7 protein-coding genes and 1 pseudogene are annotated in these 7898 nt (G+C 62.1%); 6 read left to right on the plus strand and 2 right to left on the minus strand.

Translation table 11 applies throughout. The features are described from left to right. Together ACIQ47_RS13555 and ACIQ47_RS13560 are read left to right on the plus strand one after the other, a co-directional pair. Positions 1-675 (plus strand): M20/M25/M40 family metallo-hydrolase (locus tag ACIQ47_RS13555; protein WP_396438624.1); only part of this gene is annotated, 675 nt, incomplete at its 5' end. A gap of 64 nt (positions 676-739) precedes the next feature. Continuing rightward, entirely contained in the window at positions 740-1483 is a 744-nt protein-coding gene (locus tag ACIQ47_RS13560) for a helix-turn-helix domain-containing protein (RefSeq protein WP_396438625.1), read from the plus strand. A 33-nt stretch (positions 1484-1516) separates the two neighbouring features. On the opposite strand, the gene ACIQ47_RS13565 is transcribed toward ACIQ47_RS13560, so the two are convergent. Together ACIQ47_RS13565 and ACIQ47_RS13570 are read right to left on the minus strand one after the other, a co-directional pair. Next, the gene (locus tag ACIQ47_RS13565; protein WP_396438626.1) at positions 1517-2392 is read right to left on the minus strand and encodes a PhzF family phenazine biosynthesis protein; all 876 of its coding nucleotides are present in this window, start codon (positions 2390-2392) and stop codon (positions 1517-1519) included. Next, entirely contained in the window at positions 2392-3807 is a 1416-nt protein-coding gene (locus tag ACIQ47_RS13570; protein WP_396438627.1) for an aminotransferase, read from the minus strand. Before ACIQ47_RS13570 ends, ACIQ47_RS13565 begins: the two co-directional genes overlap by 1 nt. Before the next feature lie 199 nt (positions 3808-4006). Here ACIQ47_RS13570 and ACIQ47_RS13575 point away from each other — a divergent pair, with 199 nt between their 5' ends. From ACIQ47_RS13575 to ACIQ47_RS13590, 4 genes and pseudogenes are all read left to right on the plus strand, one after another. Continuing rightward, positions 4007-6214, plus strand: coding sequence for a TonB-dependent receptor (locus tag ACIQ47_RS13575; protein WP_396438628.1), 2208 nt, complete (start codon positions 4007-4009; stop codon positions 6212-6214). Between the two features lie 37 nt (positions 6215-6251). Then, complete coding sequence (locus tag ACIQ47_RS13580) at positions 6252-7385, plus strand: heme-dependent oxidative N-demethylase family protein (protein ID WP_396438629.1); 1134 nt, start codon at positions 6252-6254, stop codon at positions 7383-7385. An 80-nt stretch (positions 7386-7465) separates the two neighbouring features. Continuing rightward, on the plus strand, positions 7466-7558 hold the full coding sequence (locus ACIQ47_RS13585) for an FAD-linked oxidase C-terminal domain-containing protein (protein ID WP_396438630.1): 93 nt from the start codon (positions 7466-7468) through the stop codon (positions 7556-7558). Positions 7559-7561: 3 nt separating this feature from the next. Continuing rightward, positions 7562-7898 (plus strand): annotated as a pseudogene (locus ACIQ47_RS13590) (hypothetical protein); the annotation flags it as partial.

Here is a 7898-nt window from a genome sequence, read left to right on the forward strand (position 1 = left end):
GGGCCGATGATGGCGTCATGCAACGAGTTCACCATCAACGTGCATGGCAAGGGCGCGCACGCGGCGATGCCGGATCAAGGCATCGACGCCATCCAGGTCGCCTTCCAGATCGGCACGGCGCTGCAGACCATCGTGTCGCGCAATGTCAAACCATCCGAGTCGGTGGTGCTGTCGATTACCCAGGTACATGCCGGAGACGCGCTGAACGTGCTGCCCGACAGCTGCCAGTTGCGCGGGACGGTGCGCTGCTTCTCGGTACAGGCGCGCGACTTTGTCGAGGCGCGGATGAGACAGTTGGTGCAAAACATCGGCGCGGCCCATGGCGCGCGTTGCGAGATGGAGTTCAAGTGCAACTGCCCACCCACCACCAACCATCCCATGGAGACCGCCTTCCTGCAGGGCGTGCTGCGTGAACTCGTTGGTCCGGCAAACGTCCATTCGTTCGAGCCGACCATGAGTGCAGAGGACTTCAGCTTCATGCTGGAGGCCAAGGCCGGTTGCTACTTCATGATCGGCAATGGCGATGGCGACCACCGCCATGCGGGGCACGGCATGGGCCCCTGCATGCTGCACAACCCGAGTTTCGACTTCAATGATGCCCTGATCCCGATCGGCGCATCGGCATGGGTGCGGCTGGCCCAGGCCTGGCTCGCAAAGGAGAGAACATGCATATGATGCAACGGGTTAACATTCAGCCACACCAACCGTTGGTTTCTGACCCTTTGACCGAAGAATATGCATGAGCGACTCCGTGCCTGAAATCCTTAACCTGCCCGCCAAACCCGGGACAATGGTTCGAGCCGTGCGCGAGCAGCGTGGCTGGACACTGGCCGAGGTCAGCGAACGCACGGGCTTGTCGGTTTCCACCCTCTCGAAGGTGGAGAACGACAAGATGTCGCTCACCTATGACAAGCTGTCGCGCATCAGCAAAGGCCTGGGAATCGACATCGGGCAGCTCTTCGCCGCGGACACGGCACCCAGCGAAGCAGTGCCTGCGCGGACGCTCGCCTTCTCAGGGCGTCGCAGCTTGTCCCGCAGCGGTGAGGGCAGTGTCATCGATACACCCAATTACGGACATGTGTACTCGGCTACCGAGCTGCTCAACAAACAGATGGTGCCCATCTTCGGCCAACCCAAGGCGCGCACGCTGGCAGAGTTCGGTGAACTCCTGCGCCACAGTGGCGAGGAGTTCTCGGTGGTGCTGGAAGGTGCAGTGATGTTCCACACCGAGCTCTATGCCCCGGTGCTACTGCAGACCGGCGACTCGGTGTACTTCGATAGCAGCATGGGCCATGCCTACCTGCGTGTCGGCGATGGCCCCTGCCGCGTGCTGACCGTCTGCTCGGACGGGCCATCGTTGGCGGCAGCGGGTTATCCGCCAACGATGGATGAGCCGCAGCTTGTGCAGGCACCTGCTTCTCAAGACTCGGCCGAGCCTGCCCCGGCCAAGCCGTCTCCAAGACCCAAGAGCCGCAAGCGCTAAGTTTCTCGGCGCCAAAGACTGCTGGGGGCACTGCTAGAGGAAGACGGTGCCCCGCGTCATCTCCACGCACTGGCCAGCCAGCCAAACACGCACACCGTCGTCGCCGCGTTGGGCGCCGGTATGCAACACGCTCGGGCGGCCGATCTCCTCACCCATTTGCATCACGAGCTGGTTGCTCTGCGCGCCATCTCGCTCCAGCAGCAGGCCTGCCAACGCGGCCGTGGCGCTGCCACAAGCAGGATCTTCGGTCACGCCATACAGCGGGCCGAAGACCCGCGACCGCAGCTGGTTGCCGTCGCGGGCGTAAAGGCACAGCATGAATCGACCCTGTGGCCCCAGCCAGCGGTCTGCCACCGCCCGGAACGCAGAGGCATCGGGCGCAGCGCGTGCCAGCACCTCCACGGCGACCTCGGCGCACACACAGTCCAGACCGACCGACGCCACATCGGTTTGTCGGATGTCGCCCGCTTCCAGTCCGGCGCATGGTGCCAAGTCGGCTGCGTCGGGCGCGGCACTCAGCCTCAGCGCCTTAGGGGTCATCAGACGGCACATGCGCAGTTCCCCGCGGTCGCGCTCCACGTCGATCTCCACCAGCCCACTGCCGCCCTCAAAGGTCAGGCGACCATGGGTGTCGCGCCCCTGCGCTGCCAGCATCCAGGCGGTGCCGATGTTGGGATGGCCGGCAAAGCCGATTTCGGCCGATGGCGTGAAAATGCGGACCTTGGCGGTATGGCGAGGGTCATCGGGCGGCAGCACGAAGGTCGTCTCGCTCAGGTTGAACTCGCCGGCCAACGCCTGCATCGTCGCAGTGTCCAGGCCGCGGGCGTCGGCGATGACGGCCAACGGGTTACCACCGAAACGGCGGTCGGTGAACACGTCCAGGGTGACAAACTCATAGGACTTGGCCATCACACAGCTCCCCGGCGCTGGTCCGTGCTCAGCATCGCAGATGCACGAGAAATGGCCCGCTGCAGCATCTCGGCAACCTGGTCGGCATCGCTGCGCGTCAGCATGAGCGGCGGCGAGATGCCCACGATGTCGTTCACGGGCAGCGGCCGGGCGAGCAAGCCTTCTTCCATGGCAAAGGCGGCCACCTGGGCCGAGAACTTCAGTGAGGCGTCAAGCCGTCGCCGGGGCGGGCCCTCGGCCACAAACTCCACAGCTTGCAGCAAGCCGGCACCACGCACGTCACCCACCAGCGGGTTGGCGGCCAGACGTTCACGCAATTGCTGAAGCAGGTAGGCACCCACGTCGGCGGCGTTCGCACAAAGCCCTTCTTCCTCGATGATTTGGATGTTCGCAAGAGCGGCTGCAGCGCCCAGTGGGTGTGCCGAGTAGGTGTAGCCGTGCGCAAAGAAACCGTGCGTCCGCGCGCCATCCTGCAGCGCTTGCCAGACCTTGGGGCCGACCAGCGCGGCCGACAGAGGGGCATAACCGCTGCTCAATCCCTTGGCCAGCGTGATCAGGTCGGCCTCAATGCCATAGCCGTCGACGGCCAGCATGTGACCCACGCGTCCGAAGGCGGTGATCACCTCGTCGGCGATCAGCAACACGTCGTACTTGCGAAGCACTGCCTGGATGGCTTCCCAGTAGCCAGGCGGTGGCGGCAGGATGCCGCCGGAGCCGACCACAGGCTCGGCGATGAAGGCGCCAACGGTATCAGGGCCTTCCTCCAGGATGAGCCGCTCCAGTTCATCGGCGCAGCGTTGAGAGAAAGCGCGCGGGTCGGTCTCGGGTGCCCAGAAGGCATCCGGGGCGATCGTGTGCTTCACCAATGCAAAGGGAAGGTCAAAGCCGCTGTGGTAGTTCGGCAGCCCGGTCAGGCTTGCCGTCATCGTGGTGGCGCCGTGGTACCCGCGCTGGCGCGCAATGATCTTTTTCTTTTGGGGCTTGCCGATGACGTTGTGGTAGTACCAAACCAGCTTGATCTGCGTCTCGTTAGCGTCAGAACCCGAGAGGCCAAAGAAGACGCGTTTCATGCGTCCGCCTGTGAGCGCGATCAGCTTCTCGGCCAGCAAGATGGCCTTCGGGTGCGAGGCGCCCGCGAAGATGTGGTAATAGGGCAACTCGCTCGCCTGCTCTGCAATGGCGTCGACGATGGCTTGTCGGCCATAGCCCACATTCACGCAGTACATGCCGGACATGCCGTCGATGACTGAGCGTCCGTGAGCGTCGGTGACGCGAATGCCCGATGCACTTTGCACGATGCGCTGCCCCGGAACCCGGCCGGCGGCAAAGTCGTCGGCACGGGTGAAGGGGTGCAGCAAGGAATCGCGATCGCGCTGCTCCATCGAAGAGGGGATCGGGTGGCTGTCATGGACCATCGTGGGCTCCTGAAAAAAGTTTCTATTTTGGAAATATAACGTCAAACAACATCACTTGTCTACGCTTGTCACGCCTGCACACATGCGCGGAGTAGTCTTTTAAGCAGTTGATTGTGTCAGAGTTTTCCATAATAGATAAAGCATTGACATCCTGGAAAATCTTCGTCAACAATAGGCTTTCTTTGAAAGGATGGTTCCCATGACCCACTTTGCTCCCCTTATTCGTCTCTCGCCAGTGGCGCTCGCCATCGCCATGCTGGCCCCCTTGTCGGCGAATGCCCAACAAAATGCACCCGCGCAAACCGGGACAGGCACTGGGCAAGCGGAATCGGCCGCCACCAGCTTAGAGAGGGTCGAAGTCACGGCGTTGAAAACACGCCAGACCCTGCAAGATGTGCCCGCATCCGTCACTGCGCTGACGGCCGACGACCTGGCTCGCTCAGGCATCGTGAACTCGGCCGACCTTCAGCAGAAGGTGCCTGGCCTGAGCCTGTCCTCCGGTGGTCGCGAGACGAACCTGTCCATCCGGGGCGTGTCCAACAACGTGCGCAGCATCGGCGCGGATCCGTCCAATGCGGTGCACCTGGACGGCGTCTACCTGCCGCGATCCAGCATGGCGCTGACAGAACTGTTCGACCTGCAGCGTGTCGAGGTGCTGAAAGGCCCTGAGGGCACCTTGTATGGCCGCAATGCGACGGGTGGCGCCATCAACGTCGTGACGCGCGCACCCACTGCAAACCCCAGTGCGGAAGGTTTCATTGGCTCCGGCTCGCTGGGCCTGCGTCGCACGCAGATGGCTGTGGGCGGCGGCACAGACGATGTGTCCGGCCGCCTTGCAGTGGCTTACTCAAAGGACGACGGCTACACGCGCAACCTGAGCACGGGCACGGGTCTGGACGACAACAACTTCAAGGCTTTCCGTGGCAAGTTGCGTGTTGCGCTCGGCGCCAAGGGTGATCTCACCTTGTTGGCTCAGGCGTCCGAGGACAAGGGCACGATCGGCTACGGTGTGTCCACTGACCCCACAATTACCGGGCCGTTGTACCCGTATTCAGTCGGGGATCCCGACTACAAGTTGACCGCGGCGAATCACCGCACCGACGCACGCAACATCCGCCTGGACTCTCCCGTCACCAGCTCACGCAAGACCAGCGTCATGGCGGCCACCGTGAACTGGGACCTCGGCGCAGTTGGGTTCAAGTCCATTACCGGAATCACGAGTTTCAAGAGCGGTGACCAGAACGACGTAGACTGGACGGGTGCCAAGCTGGAAACGCAGGACACCACCACCGACGTCAAATCTACTTCTCAAGAGTTTCAGCTTTACAGCCAAGGCGATGGTCCTCTGGAGTGGACAGCCGGCATCTTCCTGTACCGCGACAAGGGCACCGAGACGCTGGACTGGCTGCTGCATGGGCCCATCAACTGCGGCGTGCCGGGCAGTTGCGACTTCGCACGCCAGACGGTCAAGAGCAGCGGTCGCTCAGAAGCGGTCTTTGGCCAAATGACCTATCACTTCACATCCAAGTGGTCAGGTTTGCTGGGTGCGCGCTACAGCCGCGACACCAAGGATGGCGATGCGACCAACCGGCGGTCTGGGGCGAACTTTATTGGTGACGTCAGCTTCTCGTCGTTCACACCGAAGGCGCAGCTGCAATGGAAGCCCTCGAAGGGGCTGATGGCATACACCAGCGTGTCTAAGGGCTTCAAGAGCGGCGGCTTCAACTTTGGGCGAGCCGGGATCGAGAAGTTCGAGCCAGAAAGCATTTTGGCGACCGAGGTCGGCGTACGCAGCACCTTAATGGGCGGGGCGCTGTCGCTGAACGCATCTGCCTTCAATTACGACTACAAGGACCTGCAGTTGCGCACGGCTGTGATGGACGCCGTGTCGGGCAAATTTGTGGTCAACGTCAACAACGCCTCTAAAGCCAAAGTTCAAGGCCTTGAGCTGAGCGCCGATGCGGCGCTGGGTGCGGGCTTCAGTGGTGGCCTGTCGGCCGCCTACATCGACAGTGAACTGTTGAACTACGTGTCCCCATCGACGCGCCGCGACCTCAGTGGCATGCCGTTGCCGCTGACGCCCAAGAGCAGCGGCTCGGTCTGGCTGGACCACAAAGTCGCGATGGCCGGGGGACAACTGCGCAGCCACCTCGAGTACAACTACCGCAGCAGCGTGGTGTTCCCGTTGACGCTGGACCAGGCTAATAACAAGGGAGAAGCCTATGGACTGGTCAATGCATCACTGCGTTGGTCGGCTCCGAGGGACGCCTGGTACATGCAGGCCGGTGTGATGAACGCCACCGACAAGCTCTACCGGACGATGCGTGCCGACTACGCTTACGGCGGCGTGGTTGAGAGCTTCGGTGCGCCACGCACCTTCGAGCTCCGGCTCGGCTTCAAGTACTGATGGCCATCAAGGAAACCTGTCAGGATCAGGCAAGAGCATGACCAACACGTTTGACAAACCGAGGGGGCTGATGGAATTCGGGCTCGCTGAGTCCGCATCGCCCACTCGCGATGTACCGCATGGCATCCAACTGGATGCTGTGCCGGTGGATGCAGAACAGGTGCGCGCGCTGCCAGGCGATCACATGCAGCGCCTGCTGCCACCGCCGCAGACGGTGTTGATGAATGCCTATCCGGCGGGCGACCCGAGCTGGCTGCAGATTGACTCGACCTACCCCGAGCAGATGCGGCAGCGTTTGGCGCTGCTGGCAACAAGGCGCAGCTGGGTGGTCGACCGGCTGGACTCGCAAGCGGTCTTGCTGGCAGAGACCGAGTTGCGTGATCGCGTCGTGCAGTGGCTCACGACACAGCATCCACGCGCGTTCAGCCGACAAGGCGATCGCGTCACTTGCCATTTGACCGGTGTGGTCGTCGATGTCGGTCCGCAGGGCGCGCAGCCGATGGTTGCCGTGGCGGCACTGGCCACCGAGGATTTCCTGCTCATGCTGCCCTCAGAGCCGGACGCGCAGGGCCAGGTCACCTACCGTCTGATGAGCGGCGCACTGCTGTTTCCAAACGGCTGGTCGTTGCGCAGCTGCTTTGATCGGCCTGACCCAGGCCCAGAGCACGAGCAACAGCACGCGCAGTGGGAAGAGGACCGCAAGTTGAGCCACGAACGGGCGCGGCTGGGTCGGACAACGCGGGAGATTCACCAGGGCAGCGTGCCGCAATACGAGGTTCACCTCGCAACATCGGTAGACCGTGCGTTTCATGCCATGCGGCCTGAACGGGTGGTCTGGAGGCGAAACTGGGGCCCCCACCTGTCGCCAAGGCTGTTTCGTCACGCCGATGCGCTGGACCTCGTCCTTCCGATGACACCTGAACGGCTGCTGGAGCAAGGATTCATCCGCTCCGAGCATCAGACCTTGGTGAAACTGTCGCGCAGTGCAGCGATCGCGTTCGGACTGAAGAACTATCTCTGGCCCATGCGGGACATGTTGGCGGATCCACCGGTCCGAAGCGCCCTTGAAGTCGCCGCGCAGCGCACGTGGCCCGAAACCCGCGAGTACATGAGGGGTCGCCACGAAGTCCTGATGGCCTTGCTGGGTATGCCGACTGGAGACAACGCTTAGTCGAGCATGGGCACCCAATACACCTCCACCGTGATGCCGCCTGTAGGCAGCTACGGGCCAGCAGCAGACAGACCGCTTGAATGCGCAGTCAGTTGATGAGGAAGGTGAAACACGCCTTCGATCCGACAGGAATACTGAACTCCGTGAAGTTTTTTAGCGTATCGAGTGGATGAAGAATGAATCTGTTTGGATTCACCGCAAAAAAGTCGCATTTTGGGCGTCCCATCCGAGTGCAAAAGAAGTTTGAGTTTCATTTAATAAAGGAGATCGTCATGGAGAAAAAAATTAACGCGTGGATACAGACTTGGGCTTTGGCACTCGGGTTGGTAGTTGTTTCGGCAGTCGGCATTTCAACCAATGCGTTGGCCCAATCTGCTGCGCCGGCAGCTGCAGCGGCAACTGCGCCGGCGTCTGCGGTGCCTCAGACCGCGCAAGTGGCACCACCAAAGGCTGAAGCGCCGCCTGCCGCCGACAACCCCTATGGCATGGCAGCGGTCTGGCAAAGTTCGGACT

The sequence above is a fragment of the Limnohabitans sp. genome (genome assembly GCF_044373035.1).
GTDB lineage: Bacteria > Pseudomonadota > Gammaproteobacteria > Burkholderiales > Burkholderiaceae_C > Limnohabitans_A.

Bases quoted from the DNA above. Each gene is read 5' to 3' on its own strand.
- ACIQ47_RS13565 (WP_396438626.1), bottom strand. From the start codon at position 2,392: ATGGCCAAGTCCTATGAGTTTGTCACCCTGGACGTGTTCACCGACCGC.
- ACIQ47_RS13575 (WP_396438628.1), top strand. From the start codon at position 4,007: ATGACCCACTTTGCTCCCCTTATTCGTCTCTCGCCAGTGGCGCTCGCC.
- ACIQ47_RS13580 (WP_396438629.1), top strand. From the start codon at position 6,252: ATGACCAACACGTTTGACAAACCGAGGGGGCTGATGGAATTCGGGCTC.
- ACIQ47_RS13570 (WP_396438627.1), bottom strand. From the start codon at position 3,807: ATGGTCCATGACAGCCACCCGATCCCCTCTTCGATGGAGCAGCGCGAT.
- ACIQ47_RS13585 (WP_396438630.1), top strand. From the start codon at position 7,466: ATGCGCAGTCAGTTGATGAGGAAGGTGAAACACGCCTTCGATCCGACA.
- ACIQ47_RS13560 (WP_396438625.1), top strand. From the start codon at position 740: ATGAGCGACTCCGTGCCTGAAATCCTTAACCTGCCCGCCAAACCCGGG.